The sequence below is a fragment of the bacterium genome (assembly GCA_018814885.1).
In the GTDB taxonomy this organism is placed as follows: Bacteria; Krumholzibacteriota; Krumholzibacteriia; order LZORAL124-64-63; family LZORAL124-64-63; genus JAHIYU01.
In genome coordinates, this window is the sequence record JAHIYU010000147.1 from 1 (window position 1) to 23,446 (window position 23,446).

Below are 23,446 nucleotides of genomic sequence, written 5' to 3' on the forward strand. Positions count from 1 at the left end.
ACGATCACCAGCAGGGCGACCGCCAGCGCCGGCCACCAGGCGCGCAGCGGGCCGCGCCGGCCCTGGCCGCGGCTGGTTTTCCCTGTGCTGGAGCTTCGCTTGCGGGCAGGCATGCGGACACGATAAGCGCCCGTCACTTGTCTGCCAACAAAAAGGGAGAGCAGCTTCCAGGCTGCTCTCCCCATCAAGCCCGCGCTTGTGGAAGCACCGTCAAGGAACGGTGGACTCCAGATCGCGCTGCCCATACAGATAGTAGCGGGTGCGGGTCGTACCGTCGCCCTGATCGACTTCCTCGGATTTCACGAAGAATTCCTGATCGGACGAGACGGTGATCGTGTTCAGACCGCCTTCCAGGATGAACTTGATGTTCACCAGGAAAAGAGCGCGTTCGGAATTGGGAAAATCCGGATCGTTGGCGGGGATATCCTCCCAGGGGGTCTGCCGGATCAACGTGTTGATCTCGATGCTCTGGACCCCTTCCCGGAAGGTGTTGTCCGGGTTCTGGCCCGGGTTGCCGGCGAACATGTTCGTGGTCGACGTTATGTCCTGCTGGCGGTACCAGATCTCCACGTTGTCTATGAAGATGAACTTGTAGTCTTCGTGCAGGATGATCTCGTACTCGTTGATGTTCATCTCCGAGTAGGCCCGCTCGAAGTTCTCCATGAGCTTGTCGGCCGTGTCCGGCCACTGATAGGGCTGAATCGGTGTGACGGGCGGATTGCTGTCGGGCTCTGGTGAGAAGATACAGCCGCCCACAGCCAGGACCGTCAAGGCCAGCCCCGCCGTCAGGAACAACAGCCACTTCTTGTGCAACATCTCGATACCTCCGCAGGATGCCGATACCGCCGTCTCGCGGCGGGCGGGAATCGCTTTTCACACTGCGTTTAGCAGCGGATTATAGCATATCAAAGGTATTCTAGCCACCTCCCGCGGCCGCGAAGGCCCCCCGGCGCCGTCCCAGGGGCGGCAGCGGGGACCCGGAATCGGGATCCTCTTCGCCCTGCTCGTCGAACCAGCGGGTCAGGACCCAGAAGGTCCCGTCGAGCCGGAATTCCAGCGTCACGCGCGCCCGGTAGGGCACCGTTCCTCCCGCTTCATCGACCACGACGCTGTAAATATAACGCAATTCGGCCTCGGAGCCGCTCCAATCCGTGAAAATCTCCTCATCCCGCAAATCGATGACCATGCCGTCGATGGTGCCCAGGAAATCGTTCATGAAGGCGATTTCCCGTGCGCGGTCCCAGGACGCCCAGTCCACGTCCGGATACGATGCCTCCGTGTCGCTATCCGGCTGGTACGTGAAGACCTCGGCGATCTGACGCTCGTACCCCGCTGGATCCGTGTTCGCCATCGCGGTCTCGATGTTGGCGATGACGTTCTCCGGCTGCGATTGCGGCAGGGAGGGGATCACGGCCCCGCCGGGGGCCTCCGCCTGTCTGGGCTCGAAGAAGCAGCCGCCCGTGAACAGCACTAAAGTTGCAAGAATCAGACCAATCTTGAGACAGCGCATCAGAACCTCCAGCTCACCTGGACGTCGGCGTCCCAGTAGGCCCGGTTGATGTCCTGCACATTGGGTCCGTGGGCGAAGAACTTGCGGGCCCCGATCTTGAGGGTCCTGCTGGTGCCGAACCTCTTGTCGATCTTGCCGCCGACCGCCATCTCGCCGCTGTATCTGTCCGTCAGGCTGGCGTGGTCGCCGAAAGTTTCCTTTGTATCCTTCTTGCGAAAAGTGGTTCCCTCCAGCGACAGCCAGTCGCTCACCCGGTAGCTCATGGCGAAGTCGATCTTGGAGACCGACTGGTCGGACTCGCGATTGTAGAAATCGTTGCCGGTGGCGTCGGTGCGCGATTTCTTGGCGTTGGCTTTCACGTTGAGGTCGTGCCGGATGGTCAGCGAGAGCCGCGCGTTGGGCTTCAGCGTGACCTTGGTGTTGAGGTTGCCGCGCTTGTTGTAGTCGTCGAGCTTGTTCACGTTCTCCAGGTGGGAGTAGACGTAGTCGGTGTACTGGATCCAGACGCGGAAGCTCTGGTTCAGGTCGAGCCAGTCCGCCACCGGCCAGAGGTAGCTGGGCGAGATCTCGTAGGTATCCTTGGTGCTGTTGTTGCTGGAACGCTCGCGGCGGATGGAAATGTCCTCGGTGCGGCGGACGTCGAACGAGAGGTTCACCTTGATGCCGCTGGACCAAGCGGTGTCCATCTTCATGGTCAGGGAGGTGTCGAGCCGGTCGCGGTCGTTCTTGTTGAACTCCCCCTCGGCGATCTCCTGGGACAGCCCCGTCCGGAAGTTGCAGCGCAGGTCCGTGTGCGCGAACAGGTCGTGGATCAGGTTCAGGGACAGGTCGTACTTCCGGGAGACCTGCCGGCCGCGCGAGGCCGTGGCGCCCCTGTAGGTCTGGTCGTCCCACTTCCACAGGGAGTCGTAGGCGATGCTGACGGTGTCCAGCCGGGTCGGCCGGAAGCCCAGCCCCAGATTGACCGTATCCTGGTGGCGCTCCCGCATGCCCACGCCGCTGGCGCGGAAGCTGTTCTCCGAGAAGTCGCGCGAGAGCCGCGAGGAGAGGCTGATCCCCCAGGCCTTGAGATCATTGTTCCAGGACATAGTCACGGCGTCGTCGCGCTCGAGCTCCTGGACGATCTTCTCGGCCGCGCCGATGGTGTCGATGATGCCGTTGGCGTTGCGCCGGTAGTCGAGGTAGCGCTTGTTGAAGCTGGTGCGCGAGATGGTCACGCCGCCGACCGCGGGGCCCCGATCGTAGAAGACGCCCGCGCGCAGCGAGTCGCCGCCCGACGACGAGGGTTTGGTCTCCATGCCCAGCGAACGCTCTCCGCTCTGGCTCGCGGCGTAGAGCCCGGTGTGCATCGACAGCCAGTCGCACGCCCGGTAGTCGCTGCGCAGGGCGCCGTCGAGAGAGCCCTCGGAGACGTCGTTGCGCTGGTTCAGCTGTTCGGCCAGCTGCTGGTTGAACGAGCCGTTGACGACCATGTCGTGCGCCACGCCCGCCAGTTCGAGATCTTCCCGTCTCAGGCTCGCCGTGGCCTGCCTGGCGTCGCGCTTGTTGACGCTGGTGTTGCCGGCGCTGTTGGTCACCTCGTCCTTGCTCCAGTTGTCGCTGAGACTCAACGAACCGACCAGACCGTGCAGGCTGGCCGTGGAGCAGTTGAAGGTCGCCGAGCGTTTCTCCACGATCTTCTCCTGGGCGCGGTAGTCGTCCAGGGAGATCTTCAGGGTCTGCCCGATGGTGCTGTTGTCCTGCAGCGTCATGTTGTTGGTCAGATCGGACTTGTAGCCGACCTTCTGCGCGCCGGCCATGAAACTCGCCTTGGGAACGCGGGTCCAGGACCTGATGAAGCCGGTGCCCCCGCCTTCCGCGGCGGCGAGGGAATCCAGTTCCGCCTGGGCGGAAAGGTCCAGCAACTCTTCCAGCGACATGCCTGCGTCGGTGGTATCGTCTTCCGCTTCGTCGTCATCCTGGGCAAACGTGGCGGCGGCGGCGAGCAGCAGCGCGATCGTGAGCCAGACTGTCAGCTCGAGTCTCAAGCCTCCTCCACCTCCGGAACTGCGGCGGCCAGCATACGCAGCGCCCCGCGGGAAATGTGCTCGGGCCGATCGCCGGGATCGATGCCGGCACGCGCCAGCCACCCGTCCGAGGCCGCCTCGGGCACGCCGTAGAGTTGCCGCAATATCTTGCCCATCTGCTTGCGCCGTTGCTGGAACAGCTTCTTCACCAGGGCCTTGAAGCGACGGTACTCGTCGTCTGGCCAGCTCCCCGCGCGCGGCGCCAGGCTGACCACCGCCGACATGACATCGGGGCGGGGCCAGAATACCGCGGGCGGCACCTGTCTCACCACCTCGATTCTGAAGAGGGCCCCGAGCAGCACCGACAGCACGCCGTATTCCCGGCCGCCGGGACTCGACGCCAGGCGCCGCGCCACCTCGAGCTGGACCATGAAGATGGCTCCCGCGACGCGATCGCGCCAATCGGCGAGCGCGAAGAGCACTTCGCTGGTCAGCACATAAGGCAGGTTTCCGGCCAGCACCGGCCGTTCTCCCGCCGCCGCCAGCGCCACTTCCCAGTCCAGGGCGGCGATATCCGCTTCCAGAAGCCGGAACCGTGCCTCCCCCGCCGTTTCCTCGCGCAGGATCGCGCAAAGGCCGCGGTCCACCTCCACAGCGGTGACCCGGGCGCCGGCCTCGAGCAGCGGGAAGGTCACCGCTCCGCCCCCGGCGCCCAGCTCCAGCACATCCATGCCGAAAGACGTGATATCGGTCGCGATAGCGCGCGCCATGTTGCCGTCGATCAGGAAGTTCTGCCCGCGGCGCTTGACCGGTCGTACACCGTGCCTGCGCAGCAGTTCCTGCTGGCTCGGGCGCTTTCCCTTCATGTCCGTGTCCCGCAGCCGCTGAAGCGGGCGAAGTTCCCGTTGGTGACGTCGGCCAGTTCCGCCAGCGGCATGTCGAAGAGATCGGCCACGGCGCGGGCGGTATGGACCAGGTAGGCCGGTTCGTTGCGACGGCCGCGGTGGGGCTCGGGCGGCAGCCACGGCGCATCGGTCTCCAGCACCAGGTTCTCGGGCGCACAGTCGCTCAACACCGCCGGCAGGCGGCTGTTGCGATAGGTCACGGGTCCGCCGATGCCCAGCAGGAACCCGTTTGCGACGCCCCACGCGGCGGCGCGTCCGTCGCCCGCGAAGCTGTGCATGATGCCCCGCCGGCGCGGCAGGCCGATCTGTTCCATCAGGGCGATGATCTCGTCGTAGGCTTCGCGGATATGCAGGACAACCGGCAGATCGAGCCGGTTGGCAAGTGCGACCTGGGCGGCGAAGGCGGCCATCTGGGCGGGACGCGGGGAAAGATCCCGGTAGAAATCCAGGCCGATCTCGCCCACCGCGGCGACGCGGGGATGCCGCGCCAAGGCGCCGAGTTCGTCCAGCACGCGCTCGCCATCGCCGGTGATGCCGCCCGCGGGGTCGGCCAGCAGGCTGGCGTCGTGGGGGTGCACGCCGACCGTCGCCAGGACACGCGGATCCCGCTCGGCCAGGGCGACCGAAGCGGCGCTGCTGGCCGGATCGTAACCGACGTTCATGAACCGGTTCACGCCCGCGGCCGCGGCCCTGGCGAGCACGGCGGCCGCTTCACCCGCGAACTCGTGGCGGTTGAGATGCAGGTGTGAATCGGTGAACACTAGTTGTCGTTCCTGGGATCGTGCCGGCAGGTCCGGCGGGCCTGTCGGCTCCGCCCCCGCGGCAGATCCTGGCGGCTCTCCCATTGCATCTGTGCGGGAGAAAGCACGAGCGCCTCGCCCGATTCCTCGAGCAGTACCGTTGCCAGTTCGCGCAGCAGGTCCAGCTTGCGGACGGTTCCCCGGCCATGCTCGGTATCGACGCGCGCGCCCACCCGCGGCATGCGCGCCAGGGTGCGCAGGTAGGTTTCGTGCTCGTAGGCCAGGCAGCAGCGCAACCGACCGCAGAGACCGGACAGCTTGTTGGGACTCAGGGGCAATTGCTGCCCCTTGGCCATCTTCAGGGTCACCGGCGAGAAATCGTGCAGGAAGGTGCAACAGCACAGCTCGCGCCCGCAGACGCCGAGCCCGCCCTTCATCTTGGCCTCGTCGCGGACGCCGATCTGTCTCAGCTCGATGCGCGTGCGGAAGATGGCGGCGAGGTCCTTGACCAGCTTGCGGAAGTCGACGCGCTTGTCGGCCGTGAAGTAGAAGGTGATCTTGTTGCGGTCGAACTGCCGCTCGACGGTCACTAGGTTCATGTCGAGCTTGCGCTGCTGGATCTTCTCCAGACAGATGTCGTAGTACTCCCATTCGTCGGCCCGGTTCTCGTGCATGCGCCGGAGATCGTCGGGGCCCGCCAGGCCGATGACGCCCTGGTGGGCCGCCTGGCGCCACCACTTGGGCTTGCCGGGGCCCACGTAGCACACGCGGCCCATGTCCCGGCCCCGGTCGGCCTCGACCATGCAATAGTCGCCGACGCCGAGATCGATGGCGTGGTCGTTGTGGTAATAACCCTTGCGGTGCCCCTTGAACTGGACGGTCACCAGTCCGTCCGGATGCGATTCCGCGGCGGGGTCCGCTTTGACGGGAGACCGGCTGCGAGGGGATCTATCGTCATGGTCAGGTGCCGGCTGCGGTCCTGTCCGCCTCGACCTCATGGAGCAACTCCTGGAACAACACCGCCATCACCAGGCCGATGTTGAGGTTGCGGTCGATACCCCTGCGGGCGCGTTCGACCGCTTCTATGTCCTGCAACAGGCCCGCCGGCGATCGCCGGCCGGCCAGGTCGCGAATGAGCCGCTCGTCGGCCGTCAGTTTCGGCCGCCACCCCTCTCCGCGCGTGGCACAGCCCAGGATATCACTGTAATAGAGATTGAGCGATTCGCATAGCCGAATCGCCCGATCCCGCCTTTCGGTCAGTTCCTTGGCCGTCGTGACGTGTGGCCGCCCGCCCGCCTCGCGTTCCGCCGCCGACGCCAGCTCATCGGGCACCACGCCCTTGTGCAGCTGCTCCGCCGCCACCAGAACGGCGCCATGGCGTTCTTCCGAGATGGACGTCAGCAGCTGACGCGCCCAGGCGCGCAGGGCCCTGGCCTCCGGCAGCCGGAAAGAGGCGGCACGGCGCGCATTACCGCTCGCCGCGCGCGCGAAGGAAACAGCATCCGGCGCGGGCAGGCCGTAGAGGTCCGCGAGCAGATCTCCCAGCTCATCTTCCGCATACGGTTCGAATTGGACCAGCTGGCAGCGGGACCGGATCGTCGGCAGCAACCCGCCGCGCAACGATGTGAGCAGGATGATGAGCGCGTCCGCGGGAGGTTCCTCGAGCATCTTCAGGAAGGCGTTGGCAGCTCCGGTGCGCAGCCGGTTGGCGTCGCCGACGATCGCGGTCTTCAGGCTGCCCTGGAAGGGCCGTACGCGCAGGAAGTGCAACAGCGAGCGCACGGTCAAGGCGCCGGGATGGTCGGGATCACCGATCAAGACCTCGCTCGACGCGATGAACGCCGGCTGGTGGAAGGGGTCCTCCTGCTTGAGAGCGAGCAGGTTCCCCACTTCGCCCTCGGTGATCGCTGCCGGGGCCGGGCAGATCCAGCGGATGTCGGGATGCTGGAAACTGACCGCCTTGCGGCAACTCTCGCAGACCGGGATATCGGTGCACTCGTCGGGCGTCCGACAGTTGACCAGGCGTGCGATCTCCAGCGCGGTCAACTCCTTGCCGCTGCCCTCCGGACCGGCGAAGAGATAGCTCTGCCCCAGCGCTCCGGCGCGTCGCAACTCCAGGAGACGCGTCACGATCGCCGTCCGGCCTGCGAATCGCCTTCGCACCTGCGGCCTGCCTCCCGTTCAATCCTTGCGATCCACCACGAACCTGGTGCGCAGTTCGGCCACATAGCGGGTCAGCTCTTCCTGCAGCTTCTCGGATTCCACGGCCTGGCGCACCTGGTCGCGCACCTCGACCAGCGTGAGCGAGCGACCGTAGGTGCGCTCCTTCACCAGGAAGATGTAGAAGCCCGCGGGCGTCAGGAACGGCTCCGTCAGCTCGCCGGCGCCGGCCTCGGCCAGGGCTTCCTGGATCCGCGGCGACAGGTCGCTCAGGGCAAACCGTCCCAGGTCCCCCCCCAGCGCGGTGGAGCCGGGATCGACACTCGTCTCGCCTGCGACCATGGCGAAGGGTTCGCCGGCGAGCAGGCGCGCATACGCGACGTCGGCTTCCGCCCGCGCGCGCGCCACGTCCTGTTCGGTGATGATCAGGGGAAAGAAGATCTGGCTCACCTCGCGTCCGCCCTCGCCGACGGCGTCCAGGCGCAGGATGTGCAATCCCCTCTCGGTCACCACGGGCTGGCTGGTCTCACCCTCGTCGAGGGAGAAGATCACGTCTTCCAGCATGGCGCTCTTCAGGTCTCCCGGGCGTATCGTGCCGAGCTTGCCGCCACGAGAAGCGCCGGGGTCCTCGGAGTGTTCGCGCGCGACGTCGGCGAAGGAGGCGCCTTCGCCCAGCGCCTGCAAGGCGGCGCCCAGCTTGCCCTGCAACTCGCGTTGCACCTCGTCGGAGGGTTGCACCGCGATGAGGATGTCGGCGAGGGTCAGGCTGTCCGGTGTGGCGGGAATCTCGTCCGCATGTTCTCCGTACCAGTCTTCCACCTCGTCCTCGCGCACCTCGATGCGCGGTCTTATGAAGCGCCCGACGACGGCTCGCATGTAGTGCTGATCGCGGAGCTGGGAATAGGAGCGCCTGCGGTAGTCGTTGAGCGTCATGCCGTTGCGCAGCAGTTCGGACTCGAGCTTCGCCAGCGAACCGTAGTAACGCACCAGCTGGTCGATGTTGGACTGCACGTCCCTGGAGATGGCCTCGTCGGAGACCTCGATCTTCTCCTGCTTGGCCGCCGCGATGATCAGCTTGCTCTCGATCAGCCGGCTGAGAACGTCCTCGCGTATGGTCGCCGGGTCCTGGTCCAACGCGATGCCCGCGTTGTGCGCCTCGAGGCTATACAGAGCCACTTCGCGCTCCACCTCGCTCAGCAGGATCGCCTCCTCGTCGACGATGACCAGGATGCGGTCCACGAGTTCGGGTGACGCGACATCCTCCTGGGCAAGTGCGGAGCCGCAGACCGCACAGAGTACGATCAGGGCGACGGTCGCCGGGTGGATTCCCCTGCCAAGTCCCGCGGACGACTTCGACTGCATGCTCAGGTTCCTTTCACGCGGGCGCCGGGGAGCACGCGGCCCTCCGGCGCCTCACTGGAGCCCGGACCGCGCGCTCGGGCACGATCCGGCATGTCCGGACGGTCGGCAGGATCACTGGAGGGTCTGCAACTCGTTCCAGGCGGGCATCGCCGCGAGCGCATCCTCGAAGATTTCCACACCGAATTCGTCCCGCCAGCTGGCCAGGTTCCGGTTAAGCGATTCGTCCTTGCGGATGAGCCGGATCCGTTGCGCGACCTCTTCCCTGATGTCTTCCAGCTCGCGCTGGGCCGGCGGGATGATGTTGTCCAGGCGTATGATGTGCCAGCCCGCCCTGTTCCGGAAGGGCCCCGTCACGTCGCCGACTGCGCCTACGGCGAACAGGGCGTCCCGCTCCGGGGAGATGGTATCCGCGCTCACCATGATGGGTTCCCTGTTCGCGGGATCCTGCACCTGGGCATGCTCGGTGTAAACGTCTTCCCATGGCGTGTCGGCCGTCAGGGCTTCGTACGCCTGGGTGGCCGCTGCCTCGTCCTTGCAGTTCATCACCTGCCCGTTCCTCAGCTCGGGAGTCATGTAGTCTTGCTTGTGGTCGGCCCAGAACACCGCGAGAGCCTCCGCGGAGACGAAGTCATCGTACTTGATGACCTCGTCGTGGAAGCGGTTGACCATGATCTCCTCGACCTTGGACTGCACGTCCCTGACGACGCGGGGATCCTCGTGGTAGCCCCTCTCGCGGGTCTCGGACATCAGGAGACGCTTGGTCACCATGTCGGTGGTGATCTGCTGGCGAATGCCGCCCAGCATCTTGGCGCGCTTGGGGCGCTGGAACACGCTCATGTCGGCATAGAGCGTCTTGTATTCGCCGATGGTCCAGACTTCCGGCTCTTCGTTCAGATCGAAGCGTACCGAGAAGAAGACACGGCCGGCATCCTCGGCGGGGACGTCCAGCGGAGCCAGCTGATCCTTGGGAATGGGCTTGTTGGTCGCCTTGTCCAGATAGCCCTCGCCTTCGGGCAGCCCCTGGAAGATTATCCACAAGGCGGCCTCGTCCATCATGAACTCGTGACGCGCCATGGATTCGTCGAAGAACCTGTTCTCCGCCAGTTTCGTCCGTTGCGCGGCGAGCGTGCGACGGATTCGCAGGCGATATTCCTCGTCGAGCGGGCGCTCACGCGCCGGCTCGGTGCCGGTGAAACGAACGATCCAGTAGCCGTAGACGGTCTCGATCGGCATGCTCATCTGCCCTTCCTCGAGGTCGAAGAGGGCGCGCTCGAACAGATCCTCCGCCATGCCGTACTGGATGGACATCGTGTAGTCGTTCGTCGGGCCCTTGGAGCCGTCGTTGTATTCATCGGCGACTTCGTCCCATGCGGCGCCGTCGACGATCTTCTGGCGCGCCTCCCGGGCGTCGTCTTCGAAATTGCAGATGATGAACTGGAAGTGCCGCTTCTCCTGCCGCTTCGCGTAGTACTCGTCCACATCCTCGGGAAGGATCTCGCTCTCGTCGACGGTGATCAGATCCTCGCGCATGTACTCGCCGGCCTTGATGCCGATCAGGGCCTGCTCCGCGTTGATCATGTCTTCCTGCGTGTCGTAACCGAGTTCCTTCGCCTTCAGGACCATCAGTTCCTTGTTGATGATCACGTTCAGGAAGGCCAGCTTGCTGGCCAGGGACGTCGTGTCCATGGTGATCCCGTCCTCGTCGACGGGCAGTTCCGCCTGCGTCAGCCTGGCCAGGCGGTCCTGATAATATTCCGCGGTCACTTCGCGGTCACCCACGGTGGCCAGGATATCCCCTCCGCCGCCGCAGCAGCTCAGCAACGGCAGACAGAGGAGGGCGGCGGCTACGGCGGTCAGGCTGCACCGGCACAAGCCGCTGATGCGAATCGGGCCCTGGAACGGATTCTCTGACATGATCGACTCCTAACATCGGTCAAGGCTTCTTGTTCTCGGCGATCGAACGTGTGGAACCCTCTCTCTCCTCGGTACGCAGGCGGTCCACCAGATCAAGCACGGAAAAAGCCGCGGCAGCGGCTACATCGCGCGCCACGGGCACTTTCATCTCGAGTTGATCGACGGCCTTGAACGTCAGGCCGCGCGGACCGGTTCCCATCAAGCCATGTATGATATACGGTGTCGGTTCGCGTCCGCCAGTAAAAAAGAAACTCAGTCCCTTGCGTCCGGCGCGCAACTCCTCCACGCCGTTGCGCACCGCCAGGATGCGGATGCGCGCCAGATCCAGCATGTTGGACACCTGCGGCGGCAGGGGACCGTACCGGTCCCGGATCTCCTCGCCGAGCCGATTGACGCGCGTTTCGTCGGCTAGGCGCGCCAGGCGCCGGTAGAGATCCATCTTCTGCTCGGGCTCGGGCACGTAGGCGTCCGGGAGATAGGCGGGCAGCCTGAGATCGATCCGGACATCGGCGGCCTTGACGGCCCCCCCGCCCTTGATCTCGGCGACGGCCTCGTCCAGCAGGCGGCAGTACAGGTCGAAGCCGATCGCCTCCAGATGTCCGTGCTGCTCCTGGCCGAGGATGTTGCCGGCGCCACGGATCTCCAGGTCGCGCATGGCGATATGGTACCCGGAGCCGAGAGCCTGGAATTCCTGCAGGGCGGAGAGCCGGCGCCTCGCTTCGGGGGTGATCGTCTCCCCGGGCGGGGTCATGAGGTAGGCGAAGGCCCGCTGGCTCGAACGACCCACCCTGCCGCGGATCTGGTAGAGCTGCGCCAGCCCGAAGCGATCGGCGCGATCGATGATGATGGTGTTGACGCGCGGCATGTCCAGGCCCGACTCGATGATCGAGGTGGTCACGAGCACATCGTACTCGTGGGCCAGGAACCCGGCCATCACCCTTTCCAGCTCGAGCTCGGGCATCTGGCCGTGCGCCACGCAGATGCGCGCCCTGGGCAGCAGCTTGCGCAGCAGGGCAGCCATGCCCAGGATCGTCTCGACGCGGTTGTGGACGAAGAATACCTGGCCGCCGCGATGCATCTCGCGCAGGACGGCCTCGCCGAGTATCGTCTCGCTGAAGGCGCAGATCTCCGTACGAATGGGCAGGCGGTCGCGGGGCGGGGTGGTGATCAGCGACATGTCGCGCGCGCCCATCAGGGAGAGGTACAGCGTGCGCGGGATGGGCGTGGCGGTGAGCGTCAGCACGTCCACCTCCTTGCGCAGCTGCTTGAGCCGCTCCTTGTGGCGCACGCCTAAGCGGTGCTCCTCGTCGATGATGACCAGTCCCAGCGACTCGAACCTGACGTCGCGCGACAGCAGCCGGTGCGTGCCGATCAGGACATCCACGGCGCCTTCGCGGGCGCGTTGCGCGATCTCGCGCTGCTCGGCTGCGGACCGGAAGCGGCTCAACACGGCGACCGAAGCCGGGAAGTCGCGGAAGCGCTCCGCGAAGGTCTCGCCGTGCTGATGGGCCAGCAGGGTCGTCGGGCAGAGCACGACCACCTGATGGCCGCTCTCGACCGCCTTGAAGGCCGCCCGCATGGCGACCTCCGTCTTGCCGTAGCCCACGTCGCCGCAGACCAGGCGATCCATGGGACGCGCCGCCTCCATGTCCCGCTTGACGTCGGCGATGGCCGTCAGCTGATCCGGCGTCTCCTCGTAGATGAACGACTCCTCCAGCGACCGCAGGAGATCGCCGTTCGGCGGGAAGGCCCGCCCGGGACGGCTCTCGCGCTCGGCGTACAGCTGCAGCAGTTCGACGGCCATGGCCTGGATCGCCTTGCGCGCCCGCTTGGTGACCCGCGCCCAGGACGCGGTGCCGAGACGGCTCAACCGCGGAGCCGCGTCGCGGTCGCTGCTGTACCTCTCCACCGTGTCGATCTTCTCGACCGGCACGTACACCTTGTCGCCCGCGGCAAACTCCAGCAGCAGGCACTCGCGCTCGGCGTCCTCGACGGTGATCCGGCGCAGCCCCCGGTAGAGTCCGATGCCGTATTCGACGTGGACGACGTGTTCGCCGGGCCGGAGATTGACGGAGTCGACGACCACGGCCGCGCCGCGGAAGCGGGCGCGGGACGGACGGTGGTAGCGGTCGAAGAATTCGTGGTCGGTGACCAGGGCCAGGCCCATGTCGGGCCAGACGAACCCCTCGCTGAGATGCCCGACCACCGGCAGCACCGCCGGCACGTCGCCGTCCTGCTCCAGGAGCAGTTCGGTCAGGCGGGTGGCCTGCCCCTGGTTGTCGCAAAGGACCGTCGCGGCGCATCCGGAGGATGCGAACCCGGCCAGGGCGCGGGCCAGTTCGGACACGTCCCCCCCCTGCAGGCCCGGCCGCCGGGTGGCGAAGACGTGCGCTTCCCGGCCGGGACGGTCGGGCCACGCGGCGGCCGGATCATCGGCCAGCCAGGCGCCGGCGAGATGGATCTGCGGCGGCGGGAGTGCGGCTAGTTCCGCGCGCGACGCCACCAGCTCCCGGCTCTCCGGCAGCCAGGGATCGTGCCGCAGATGCGTCTCGCGCATGCGCGGCACCTCCTCCTCCAGGGCGGCGAAGCGCTCTGACATGCCGCTCGGATCGGACCAGAAGAGGCAGGCCCCGTCCGGCAGGTGGTCGGTGAGCAGCGCGGTGGGGCCGAACAGCGGCAGGAAGGCCTCTAGCCCCGCGCTATGGACCTTCTCCTCGATGCGGGCCTCCAGGTCTTCCCGCTCGTCGGGCTCCAGTTCGCCGTCGAGTCCCGCCGCCTCGATCCGGGCGAGGGCCTCGAGGATCGCGTCGTCGTCGAGGATCAGATGGCTCACGGGCAGGATACGCGCCCCGGCGAGCTTGTCGACGGAGCGCTGGGTGCCGGCGTCGAAGGTGCGCACCGACACGATCTCGTCGTCGAAGAACTCGATGCGCAGGGGGTGCGCGCCCGGTGCGAAGAGATCGATGAGGCTGCCGCGCAGGGCGTACTCGCCGGTCCGCGAGACCATGCCCACCGCGGCGTAGCCGAGCTCGGCGAGGCGGGCGCACAGCTCTTCGCGAGGGAAGCGGTCGCCGACCGACATCGTGAAGCACGCGGCGGCCAGCCGCCCGGGCGTGATGACTCTCTGCTGCAGCCCGCTCAGGGAGGTGACCGCGAGCGCTGGCGCTTCCTCGCGGAGCCTGTCCAGCCCCTGGATGAAGGCGCCCACGAGTTCCGGATCGGGAGAATTGCGATCGAAGGCCAGCACGTCCTGCTGGGGCAGGTAGATCACGCTGCCCGTCCCCAGCCAGCTGTCCAGGTCGTCCGCCAGGCGCAGGGCCGCCTCGCGTTCGGGCGCCACGATCAGGGCAGTACGACCGGTGCGCCGGTGCCAGGCCGCCAGCAGCACCGAGGCGGCGGCGCCGTGCAGGCCCGAGAGGACCGGGATCTCGTCCGGGAAGCCGGCGGCCCGTTCGAGGACGGACTCCACCCTCGCGACGCCCCCGGACAGGACCTCTTCGGATACGATGCGGCCGAGCAGGCCGCTCACGTCGTCGAGCCGGCCGGGCGGCCGGCCCGCAACTGCTGATCGATCATCTCTCTCCGGTCGTCAGAAGGTCTGACGTTGTTCGCTGAAGGGAGTGATGGCTCGCAAGCGATCGACGATTCGGGGTATCACGGCGGCGGTGTAGTCGATCTCCTCTTCCGTGTTGTAGCGGCTCAAGGAGAACCTGACGGACCCGTGGGCGGAAATGAAGGGAATGCCCATCGCCTTCAGGACGTGCGACGGCTCCAGGCTGCCCGACGTGCAGGCCGAGCCGCTGGAGGCGCCGATACCGAAACGGTCTAGCAGCAGGAGGATCCCCTCGCCCTCGATGTAGTCGAAGCTGATGTTCGACGTGTTCGGCAGACGGTTGCGCTGATCGCCGTTCACGCGGCAATCCGGCACGGCGGCGACGATCTTGCCCTCGAGTCGATCGCGCAGGTCCCGGACGCGGGTCTGCTCCTCCGCCATGTGCCGTCCCGCCAGTACGCAGGCCTCGCCCAGGGCCGCCAACCCGGGCACGTTCTCGGTGCCAGCCCTGCGGCCGCGCTCCTGGTGCCCGCCCACGATCAACGGACGCAGCTTGGTGCCACGCCGGACGTACAGCGCCCCGACGCCCTTGCTGCCGTGCAGTTTGTGACCGGAGAGGGACAACAGGTCGATGGTCGAGGCGGACATGGCCACCGGCAGTTTGCCCACCGCCTGGACGGCGTCCACGTGGTAGACCACGCCGGCGTCCTTGACGATCTCGCCGATCCGCTCGCTGGGAAAGACGACACCCGTCTCGTTGTTGGCGGCCATGACGCTGACCACCGCGGTGTCGGGCCTGATGGCGGCGCGCAGCTCGTCGAGGTCCAGGTTGCCCTGGCCGTCGACCGACAGGTATGTCACCTCGAAACCTTGCCTGCTCTCCAGCTCGCGGCACAGGCCCAGCACGGCGGGATGCTCGACCACCGTGGTCACGATGTGCTTCTTGTCCGGATAGGCGCGCAGGGTGCCGACGATGGCCAGGTTGTCGCTCTCGGACCCGCCGCCCGTGAACACCACCTCCGACGGGGCCTCGGCGCCGATCAAGGCCATGACCTGGTCGCGGGCCCGATCCACCGCACGCCCGGCGTCCGCACCGAAGCCGTGCATGCTGGAGGGGTTGCCGTAATGGGTGGTCAGGTAAGGCAGCAGCACCTCGCGGACCTCTGGCGCCACGGCGGTCGTGGCGTTGTTGTCGAGATAGACGCCTCCCGCCGGACGCGCAGGCAGGCCGTCGAACAGAGCGAAGGAACTCATTTACCCACCTCGATGACCTCCAGCTCGTCGCTGACGTGCTCGCGGAGCTGGCTCTCGACCCAGCCCTTGATGGTGGCCTGCGACGAGGGGCAGCTGGCGCAGGCGCCGGTCAGCCTGACGTGGACCTCGTTGCCGCGGATCTCGACGAGCTCTATGTCGCCGCCGTCGGTGCGCAACGCGCGGGCGATGTCGTTCTCCAGCACCTCGCGGATCTGGTCCAGGCGCTGGCCGTTGCCGGGCGAACCGGAGATCTGGATCAGGTCTCCCTGCGGGGTCTCGGCGCCCTCGCGCTCGATCTCCTCCCAGCAATCGTCGATGATGTGCTGGATGTCGGGGTGGCACTGGGTGCAGCCGCCGCCCGCCTTGGTATGGTTGGTGATGTCCTCGATCTCGCGCAGGTGGTACTGCATCACCGCGTTGCGGATCGTCGACTTGTTCACCTGGAAGCAGTGGCAGATCTCGACGTCCTGCTTGATGAGGGTGCAGGGCACGCCCTTGCCCAGCCTCTTGTAGTAGTCGATCATGGCCGCTTCGAGCGCTTCCCGTCCCATCACCGAGCAATGCATCTTCTCGCGGGGCAGGCCGTCGAGCTCGCGGGCGATGTCCTCGTTGGTGATGCCAGCCGCTTCCTCGAGGGTCTTGCCCTTGATCATCTCGGTCAACATGGAGGAGGAGGCGATGGCGCTGCCGCAGCCGAAAGTCTGGAACCTGGCATCGGCGATGCGGCCGTCGGCGTCGAGCTTGAAGGTGAGTCGCAGCGCGTCGCCGCAGGCCATCGATCCCACTTCGCCCACACCGTCCGGATCCTCGAGGGTGCCCACGTTGCGCGGGTTCATGAAGTGGTCGAGCACCTTGTCCGAGTAGTTCCACATGATGATGCCTCCTGGCGCATCGCCGCCAGCCACCGGGAAAAGGAGACCTTAGCAGTCCAGTGACAATGGTAAGCCAAATATACGCGCAGGCAAGAAGGGATCAGGTCATCCGGCGCGGCGCGACAGGGCGGTCTCGGCCAGCAGCAACAGGATGGCCAGCGACAGCAGGACGGGGGCGAGTTCGCGGCCCCGCAGCGCCGACGCGAAGTCGCCGGCGTCCACCGCGGCGAGATCCCGGCCCATCGCCAGGCCGGCCGTCGCGAGCTGCGCCAGGACGTCCTGCGGAGCGAGCAGCCGGGGGTCGCCTTCGGCCGGAGGCGGCGTGACCGCCACCACGCCGATCGTATCGCCGCCGGCGACGAAAGTGTAGTGGCCCTTCCGCCTGGCGGTCTCCCCCACGATCACCGGCATTCCCCGCTCCCAGCTCACGCGCGTCGACAACTGGCCGCGTTCGCCGTCCCGCGCGTGCCTGAACAGCAGCGTGGGGGGATCCTGCAGGCCCTCCCCATCGGTCAGGACCAGCCGCGGCGAGGCGCCGACGACCAGATTGCGCTCCCCCTCGCCGCCGCCGCCGGCCAGCAGGGCCGCCAGGCGCTGGGCAAGCGGCAGGAACATGGGATTGCGGGCCAGGTCGGTGGATCCCGCCGACAGGTTGAAGGGCAGCAACGCGAACCGGCCCCTGTCCAGCGCGCCGGTCGCCAGCAGGGGCGCGCCGCTCTCTCCCGCCATCAGCACGGCGAGACCGTTGTCACCCAGCGCGAAGTGGCGCCGCCAGCGGGAGCGCTCCAGCGTGCTCAACGCGGCGTCGGTCAGACCGCGGAACAACGGGTGCTGCCGGTCGAGGATCCGGGCCTCCTCGGCCCCCGTATCCGAACGGTTGCGGTAGGCGATGGTCCCGTCGACGCCCAGCATCGGCAGCAGCACGGCGCTGAGGTAGCCCGCGAGATTGTAGTCGCCGAACTGGAAAACGGCGCCGCCGCCCGCGCGCAGCCAGCGCGCCAGCGCCTCGCTCGTGCTGCGGCCCAACGGACCGGCGTCCAGGTAGACGAACAGGTCGGCGCGCTCCAGGTCGCCCGTCTCCAGCCTGTCGCTCCCGAGGGCCCGGACCCGGAAGATGGAGGAGGAGGCGCCCGTGTCGTCCCCGGTGACGCCCGGCGCCAGGGCCTGCTGCCAGTAGCGCCACCCGCCGCGGCCGGCCGCGACGCCCTGTTCGCCGTGGACCAGCAGGACCGCGATGCTGTCGCGGACGCTCATGACGAAGGGCCGGTCGTCGTCCACCGTGAACCGGTCCGCCTCGGTGGCCACCAGTCCGGCGTGGATGCCCGGGGCAGGTGCGGTCAGGGCGAAGACCAGGCTGTCGATCTCGCCGGCGCGGGCGGTGGCGACCGTCTCGGCGACGCGCTCGCCCCCGATCTCCAGCCAGAAGGCCTGGGCGGGACGGCCGACCAGCACTTCGGCCCGCAGCTGCACGGTCTCCCCGGGCTGCACGGCCCGCAGCGGCAACCGGACGTCGCGAACCCCGCCGTTGCTTCGTTCCTCGCCGAAGGCCCGCACCATGACCCGGTCGACGCCGGCGTCGGTCAGCTCGGCGGCGGCGCGGGAGAGCGCCGCCGCGTCCCAGGACGCCAGCTGGAGATCGGAGAGGACGAGCACCAGGGCCGGCCGGTGGCGGGCGCCCCGGGCCCAGGCGGCCGCGCTGGTCAGGGCGGCGGGCAGATCGAAGCCGCCGTCGGTGGGCGTCAGCTGGCGCAAGGCGCCGGCGGCGCCTTCCCCTCCCCGCGTCCAGTCGCCGAAGACGGCGCGCGGTTCATCCGCCGCTAGCAGGACCTGGATCTCGCTGCCGCCGGTCAGATCGGCGGCCGTGGTGGCGGCGTAAGCGACCGCCGCCGCGAAGCGGGGTCCTTCGTCTTCCGCGGTCTGCATGCTGGCGCTGGCATCGACGACAACGAGCATCGAGACGCGCCCGGCGTCTCCCGGCGCCAGTCCGGACAGCCGGGGGCGCGCCACGGCCAAGGCGATCAACAGGATCGCCAGCACGCGCAGCAGCAGCAACAGCAGCCTGTGCAGACCCAGGGAACGGGAGCGCTGGACCTGCACCTCCTCCAGGAACCGCAGATCGCTGAAGCGGATTTCGCGCACGCGCCGGCGGTTGAGCAGATGCAGGACGATCGGCACCGCGGCGGCCAGGGCGCCCAACAGTAATCCCGGGTTCAGGAAGGAGATGGGCATGTCAGGACATCCGCTTCCGCTTGCTCAGGTAGGCGAGCAAGGCGCGGTCGAAGGGCGTATCGGTGGAGATCTCGACCAGATCGACGCGCTGGCGACGGCACCCCTGGCGCAAGGTCCCGCGCCAGGCGGCCACGCGGTCGCGGTAATGCGCGCGGACGTGTGCGGGTTCGAGACGCACCTCGTGTCCGGGACGCTCCAGGTCGATGAACCGGGCCTCGCGCTTGAAGTCCAGATCGAGTTCGCGGGGATCCAGGATCTGGAAGACGATCACCTCGTGCCCGCGATGCCGGAGGTGCTTGATGCCGGACAGGACGTCCTCGGGCTCGTCCATGAGATCGGAGAAGAGCAGCATCAGGCCCCGGCGCGGCAGGCGCTCGGCCGCGCGGTGCATCATGGCGCCCAGGGACGTGCCGCGGCCTGGCTCCAGCCGGTCGAGATGCTTCAGCACGTGGAAGAGTTGCCGCTTGATCGCCCGGGCGGGCACCGAGGCCCGCGGCCCTTCGTCGAACACCTCGAGGCCGACGGCGTCGTTCTGCCGCAGCAGCAGGTGGGTGAAGCTGGCGGCGAGCAGCCGGGCGTAGGCGAGTTTCGTCGGACGCCTGTCGTCCGCGGTGAAGCCCATGCTCGCCGAACAGTCCAGCAGCAGCGTGGCGCGCAGGTTGGTCTCCTCGGCGAACACCTTGAGGTAGTGGCGGTCGGTCTTGGCGAAGACGCGCCAGTCCATGTGGGTGACGGGCTCCCCGGGTATGTACTGCCTGTACTCGGCGAACTCCACCGAGAAGCCGTGGTAGGGACTGCGGTGCAGGCCGACCAGGAAGCCCTCGACCACCAGGCGCGCGATGAGGTCCAGGCGATCGAGGCCGGCGACCGCGGCGGGAGTGGGCGTGGTCGCCCTCACGCCGGCACCTCGTCCAGCAGCATCTCGACGATGCGCTCCTTGTCCACCTCTTCGGCCTCGGCGTGGAAGTTGGTGACCAGGCGGTGGCGCAGCACCGGATGCGCGAGGGCGCGCACGTCCGCGATGTCCGGCGTCGGCCGGCCCTGGAGCAGGGCGCGGGTCTTGGCGCCGAGAAGCAGGCACTGGGAGGCGCGCGGGCCGGCGCCCCAGGCGAGGTACTCCTCCGCCGGGCGTACGGCGCCGGGCGAACCGACGCGGGTCGCCCGGGCCAGCGCCACGGCGTGACGGGTGACGTTCTCCGCCACGGGCACGCGATGCACCGCGTCCTGGAAGGAGAGGACCTGCTCCGCGCCCAGCACGACGCGCGGCGCCGCCTCGTGCACGCCGGTCGTGTGCTCGACGATGGCCACCTCCTCCTCCAGCTCGGGATAGCCGATCAGCACGTTGAACATGAAGCGGTCGAGCTGGGCCTCGGGCAGGGGATAGGTGCCCTCCTGCTCGATGGGATTCTGGGTGGCCAGGACGAAGAAGGGCGGCGGCAGGTCGTGGGTCGCGCCGCCGGCGGTGACCTTCCGCTCCTGCATGGCCTGGAGCAGCGCCGCCTGTGTCTTGGGCGGGGTGCGATTGATCTCGTCGGCCAGGACCACGTTGGCGAAGACGGGACCCCGGATGAAGCGGAAGACGCGCTGGCCGGTGGCCGTGTCGTCCTCCAGCACCTCGGAACCCGTGATGTCGCTCGGCATCAGGTCGGGCGTGAACTGGATGCGCGAGAAGGTCAGATCCAGGACCTGGGCCAGGGTGCTGATCAGCAGCGTCTTGGCCAGGCCGGGCACGCCCTCGAGCAGGACGTGCCCGCCTGCGAAGAGGGCCACCAGCAGTTCCTCGATCACGCGGTCCTGACCCACGATGACCTTGCCGATCTCGGCGCGCAGATCTTCGCCTGCGCGCATCAACCCGTCGATGCGATCGTTGCTTTCCACCACGTCTCCCCTGTCGTTGGTAGCTAGGGCCTCGGGTCCGGTCCAAGGTAACGGAACTTCGCCGACGCCTCAACCGCGGTCATCGACCCGTCTCATACGTCCCCGCGCGGATTGGTTCCCGGATCGCGAATATTCGTTGCGGGGTGGCCCCGGGGCACCCATCCTGTGGCGGCGAACCGGGAGGGCGCGATGGACAAGAAAATCTACCGCAACATGGAAGAGATCCTGCGGCGCATCGACGCGTCGGGCGGCGTCGAGGAGATGCTGCGCGAGATCCTGCGCAGGATCGTCGGCGTCTGGGCCGACGACTACGGCATCGAGAGCGGCCGCCTCTACCGCGAAGGCGAGGACGAATACGAACTGATCGAGAGCGTGGGCGAGTACGGCGACGCCATCACGGGCAAGACCGTCCCCAAGAGCTATGCCCTGCTGCGCGAACTCGAACGGCAGCGCGCGGTGAGGATCACGCCCGAGACGCCCGGCTACGACCCCGACTTCGAGGCGCAGTTCAGCCACTTCGACAACGCGGCGGTGATTGTGGGCGGGGCGCCCGCCTACATCATGAGCTTCGGCATCCGCAGGCAGGAAGACTCCGGCGACCTGAACTTCATCCTGCAGACCATCAGGACATCCGTGGGACTCAAGCTGCGCCAGAGCAACCTGGAGTCGATGCTACGCCAGGCCCAGCAGATCCAGCAGAGCCTGCTGCCGCGCAACCTGCCCGAGCTGCCGGGTTTCGAACTGGCCGCAACCTCGGTTCCCGCCGAGGAGGTGGGCGGCGACGTCTACGACGCGCAGACGGTCGAGGACGGCGTGATCAGCTTGACCGTGGGCGACGCCAGCGGCCACGGCCTGCCCGCCGCCCTGCAGGCCCGCGACCTGATCACCGGCCTGCGCATGGGCGCCGCGGACCAGCACAAGATCAGCACCACCGTCCAGCAGCTCAACCGCGTGATCCACCAGAGCGGGCTGGTCAGCCGCTTCATCTCGCTCTTCTACGGCGAGCTCGAGGAGACGGGCAACCTGTCTTTCGTCAACGGCGGCCACTGCCCGCCCCTGCTCTTCGCGACCGACGGCCGGGTCTTCGAGCTGCCGAGCAACGGGCCGGTGCTCGGGCCCCTGCCCGACGCCTCCTACCTGCGCAGCTTCGCCTACATCCGTCCCGGCGAGATCCTGCTGATGTTCACGGACGGATTGATCGAGCGGGAGCGGCCCGCCGGCGACCGGGAACAGTTCGGGATCGGACGTCTGATGTCCCGGGTGCAGGAATTGCGGGATGAACCGGCAGACGCAATCGTGTCCGGGCTGCTCGACACCGTGCGCACGTTCGGCGGCGACGCGCCCTGGGCCGACGACGTGACGGTCTTCGTGGTGCGCCGCAAGCCGGCGGCGGAGTTCGAGCCCAAGAGCGACCTCTACTCCGTGTCCGCCAACCGGCGTTCGCCGCAGGTGAGGCTGGTCAAGGACTAGGCCGGACGCGGACGAGGCGGTACAGCGCATAGGTCCACATCCCCGCCTCCTGCAGACCCACCCCGTCGATGCCGCAGGTGTCCAGCAGCTCGAACGTCACGCCTTCGACCGTGCGTCCGGTCCAGCGCGGCGGGCCCTTGGTACGATCGAAGAAGTAGCCGGGCTCGTCGAGTTCGAGCCAGCGCCCGCTCTCGACCATCCGCTCGAATCCCATCTCCAGACCCATCGCGCGCGCATCGGGGCTGACCAGTCCGGCCAGGTCGAGGATGCGCCGCTCGCTGGCGAAGCCGAGCGCGCCGATGTCCAGGGCCGCGATCACGGCGTCCGGCGGCGTGTTGTCGCGCAGCCACTCGCCGGTGCCGTAGAAGCACTCGTGGACACCGCGGCTGAAGACGGCGGCGTACGGCCGCACCTTGGACGTCAGCAGGCCGGCGTTGACCAGCAAGGCCGCCACGGCCGCCGCCGCCACGACCCTGCGTCCGGCCGTGCCGCGCGACCCCTGGCGCCTCAGCATGGCTCCGGCCAGGACGGCCATGGCCAGCAGCAGGGGCGCCAGCAGGGGCGACACGTAGCGCGAGATGGTCCAGACCTGCTTGGCCGAGTACCCACCGACCAGCACGACCAGCCAGGTGGCCGCGATCGCGCCGAGGGCCAGCGCCCGCGGTCCGAAGGTCTTGCCGTCGCCGCCGGCCAGACCGCGCCGGCGGTCCAACCAGAAGCCCGCCGCCACGAAGACCAGCGCCAGCCACAGCACCCCCTGCACGGCGGCCAGCTGCTGGATCGTGCGCGCGAGGTACTCTACCATCTCCGCCGGCGATAGCTGCAGGGGATAGCTCTTGGCGGCGGCGGTGCCGGGGATCATGCGGCCGAAGACGGACCGGGCGTAGACCAGCCAGGGTCCGGCCACCATCAGCCAACCCAGTCCCACCTTGGCCAGGGACGCCAGGGCGGAGCGGCCGGGATGGCGCCGGCGCTGCAGCCACAGCAGCCAGGGCAGGGCGCAGGGAGCCAGCAGAGCGATCTCCGGCCGCGCCAGCGACCCCAGACCCCAGGTCGCCCCCCAGGCCACCCAGGCGATGGGCCCGCTGGCGGCGACCGGACCGAGCAGCACAAGCATGAGCAATTCGGCCAGCGGCGTTTCCATGCCCGACAGGGCCCAGCGGAGGAACCAGGCGTCCAGGGCGACCAGCAGCAGGAGCCAGGGGCGCCAGCCGGCTGGCAACGGCAACCGCACCAGCAGGCGGTCGGCCACGATCAGCTTGGCGGCGGCCGCGACGAGGCCGAGGCTGCGGGCCGCAGCCAGCGGCGCCAGTCCGAGCTTCATCAGGAACACCAGGCTGAAGACCCACAGCGGGGATGTCGAACCGTAGGTGGGATCGCCCGGGTTGAAGGTGTACTCGCCGCGTTCCAGCAGGTTGCGGGCGTAGCGCAGGTGGATCCAGGTGTCGTCGGTGACGTAGTCCCACAGCAGCGCGGCGCCCAGGGCCAGGACGGCGAAGGCGAGGATCAGACCTGTCAGGCGTGCGCGATCCAAAACGCGACCGTCCCCTTCGCACGTGTGGGTGGCGACCGGCGGTTCCGGATCGCGACGTT

General features: G+C 67.8%; 18 protein-coding genes. 1 reads left to right on the top strand and 17 read right to left on the bottom strand.

Annotated elements, in window-relative coordinates:
- The 16 genes from KJ554_11220 to KJ554_11295 form a co-directional block, all read right to left on the bottom strand.
- Positions 1-188 (bottom strand): hypothetical protein (locus KJ554_11220; protein MBU0742907.1); only part of this gene is annotated, 188 nt, incomplete at its 3' end.
- A gap of 22 nt (positions 189-210) precedes the next feature.
- Positions 211-816: a hypothetical protein gene (locus tag KJ554_11225; protein MBU0742908.1), complete on the bottom strand. Its 606-nt coding sequence runs from the start codon at positions 814-816 to the stop codon at positions 211-213.
- 100 nt (positions 817-916) lie between these two features.
- A complete protein-coding gene (locus KJ554_11230) occupies positions 917-1,510 on the bottom strand; it encodes a nuclear transport factor 2 family protein (protein MBU0742909.1) in 594 nt (197 codons plus the stop codon).
- Positions 1,510-3,537, bottom strand: coding sequence for a hypothetical protein (locus tag KJ554_11235; protein MBU0742910.1), 2,028 nt, complete (start codon positions 3,535-3,537; stop codon positions 1,510-1,512). Before KJ554_11235 ends, KJ554_11230 begins: the two co-directional genes overlap by 1 nt.
- Positions 3,534-4,382, bottom strand: coding sequence for a ribosomal RNA small subunit methyltransferase A (gene rsmA, locus KJ554_11240; protein ID MBU0742911.1), 849 nt, complete (start codon positions 4,380-4,382; stop codon positions 3,534-3,536). The genes KJ554_11235 and rsmA overlap by 4 nt, the downstream gene beginning before the upstream one ends.
- Complete coding sequence (locus KJ554_11245; protein MBU0742912.1) at positions 4,379-5,182, bottom strand: TatD family hydrolase; 804 nt, start codon at positions 5,180-5,182, stop codon at positions 4,379-4,381. The genes rsmA and KJ554_11245 overlap by 4 nt, the downstream gene beginning before the upstream one ends.
- On the bottom strand, positions 5,182-5,964 hold the full coding sequence (locus KJ554_11250) for a stage 0 sporulation family protein (protein MBU0742913.1): 783 nt from the start codon (positions 5,962-5,964) through the stop codon (positions 5,182-5,184). The genes KJ554_11245 and KJ554_11250 overlap by 1 nt, the downstream gene beginning before the upstream one ends.
- A 157-nt stretch (positions 5,965-6,121) precedes the next feature.
- Positions 6,122-7,291, bottom strand: coding sequence for a hypothetical protein (locus KJ554_11255; GenBank protein ID MBU0742914.1), 1,170 nt, complete (start codon positions 7,289-7,291; stop codon positions 6,122-6,124).
- A gap of 51 nt (positions 7,292-7,342) precedes the next feature.
- Positions 7,343-8,683, bottom strand: coding sequence for a peptidylprolyl isomerase (locus tag KJ554_11260; protein ID MBU0742915.1), 1,341 nt, complete (start codon positions 8,681-8,683; stop codon positions 7,343-7,345).
- A gap of 111 nt (positions 8,684-8,794) precedes the next feature.
- Positions 8,795-10,597 carry a peptidyl-prolyl cis-trans isomerase gene (locus tag KJ554_11265; GenBank protein MBU0742916.1) on the bottom strand — a complete coding sequence of 601 codons (1,803 nt, stop codon included), beginning with the start codon at positions 10,595-10,597 and terminating at the stop codon, positions 8,795-8,797.
- Positions 10,598-10,616: 19 nt separating this feature from the next.
- A complete protein-coding gene (gene mfd, locus KJ554_11270) occupies positions 10,617-14,126 on the bottom strand; it encodes a transcription-repair coupling factor (GenBank protein ID MBU0742917.1) in 3,510 nt (1,169 codons plus the stop codon).
- A 60-nt stretch (positions 14,127-14,186) separates the two neighbouring features.
- On the bottom strand, positions 14,187-15,404 hold the full coding sequence (gene nifS, locus KJ554_11275) for a cysteine desulfurase NifS (GenBank protein MBU0742918.1): 1,218 nt from the start codon (positions 15,402-15,404) through the stop codon (positions 14,187-14,189).
- Positions 15,401-16,276 (bottom strand): Fe-S cluster assembly protein NifU, encoded by an 876-nt coding sequence (gene nifU, locus KJ554_11280; GenBank protein ID MBU0742919.1) that lies wholly within the window; start codon positions 16,274-16,276, stop codon positions 15,401-15,403. The genes nifS and nifU overlap by 4 nt, the downstream gene beginning before the upstream one ends.
- Positions 16,277-16,381: 105 nt before the next feature.
- Complete coding sequence (locus KJ554_11285; GenBank protein ID MBU0742920.1) at positions 16,382-18,505, bottom strand: BatA and WFA domain-containing protein; 2,124 nt, start codon at positions 18,503-18,505, stop codon at positions 16,382-16,384.
- A 1-nt stretch (position 18,506) separates the two neighbouring features.
- Positions 18,507-19,403: a DUF58 domain-containing protein gene (locus tag KJ554_11290; protein MBU0742921.1), complete on the bottom strand. Its 897-nt coding sequence runs from the start codon at positions 19,401-19,403 to the stop codon at positions 18,507-18,509.
- Positions 19,400-20,353: an AAA family ATPase gene (locus tag KJ554_11295; GenBank protein MBU0742922.1), complete on the bottom strand. Its 954-nt coding sequence runs from the start codon at positions 20,351-20,353 to the stop codon at positions 19,400-19,402. The genes KJ554_11290 and KJ554_11295 overlap by 4 nt, the downstream gene beginning before the upstream one ends.
- A gap of 219 nt (positions 20,354-20,572) precedes the next feature.
- On the opposite strand from KJ554_11295, the gene KJ554_11300 reads away from it, so the two are divergent.
- On the top strand, positions 20,573-21,853 hold the full coding sequence (locus tag KJ554_11300) for a PP2C family protein-serine/threonine phosphatase (protein ID MBU0742923.1): 1,281 nt from the start codon (positions 20,573-20,575) through the stop codon (positions 21,851-21,853).
- Here the strand turns inward: KJ554_11300 and KJ554_11305 are convergent.
- A complete protein-coding gene (locus KJ554_11305) occupies positions 21,843-23,387 on the bottom strand; it encodes a hypothetical protein (protein ID MBU0742924.1) in 1,545 nt (514 codons plus the stop codon). The two genes, KJ554_11300 and KJ554_11305, sit on opposite strands and share 11 nt — an antisense overlap.
- Positions 23,388-23,446 lie beyond the last annotated feature (59 nt).

What these genes read in the sequence shown, in the direction of transcription:
- KJ554_11285 (MBU0742920.1), bottom strand. Translation starts at nt 18,505, where the DNA reads ATGCCCATCTCCTTCCTGAACCCGGGATTACTGTTGGGCGCCCTGGCC.
- KJ554_11250 (MBU0742913.1), bottom strand. Translation starts at nt 5,964, where the DNA reads ATGGTCGAGGCCGACCGGGGCCGGGACATGGGCCGCGTGTGCTACGTG.
- nifU (MBU0742919.1), bottom strand. Translation starts at nt 16,276, where the DNA reads ATGTGGAACTACTCGGACAAGGTGCTCGACCACTTCATGAACCCGCGC.
- KJ554_11265 (MBU0742916.1), bottom strand. Translation starts at nt 10,597, where the DNA reads ATGTCAGAGAATCCGTTCCAGGGCCCGATTCGCATCAGCGGCTTGTGC.
- KJ554_11300 (MBU0742923.1), top strand. Translation starts at nt 20,573, where the DNA reads ATGGACAAGAAAATCTACCGCAACATGGAAGAGATCCTGCGGCGCATC.
- KJ554_11295 (MBU0742922.1), bottom strand. Translation starts at nt 20,353, where the DNA reads ATGCGCGCAGGCGAAGATCTGCGCGCCGAGATCGGCAAGGTCATCGTG.
- KJ554_11225 (MBU0742908.1), bottom strand. Translation starts at nt 816, where the DNA reads ATGTTGCACAAGAAGTGGCTGTTGTTCCTGACGGCGGGGCTGGCCTTG.
- KJ554_11260 (MBU0742915.1), bottom strand. Translation starts at nt 8,683, where the DNA reads ATGCAGTCGAAGTCGTCCGCGGGACTTGGCAGGGGAATCCACCCGGCG.
- rsmA (MBU0742911.1), bottom strand. Translation starts at nt 4,382, where the DNA reads ATGAAGGGAAAGCGCCCGAGCCAGCAGGAACTGCTGCGCAGGCACGGT.
- nifS (MBU0742918.1), bottom strand. Translation starts at nt 15,404, where the DNA reads ATGAGTTCCTTCGCTCTGTTCGACGGCCTGCCTGCGCGTCCGGCGGGA.
- KJ554_11230 (MBU0742909.1), bottom strand. Translation starts at nt 1,510, where the DNA reads ATGCGCTGTCTCAAGATTGGTCTGATTCTTGCAACTTTAGTGCTGTTC.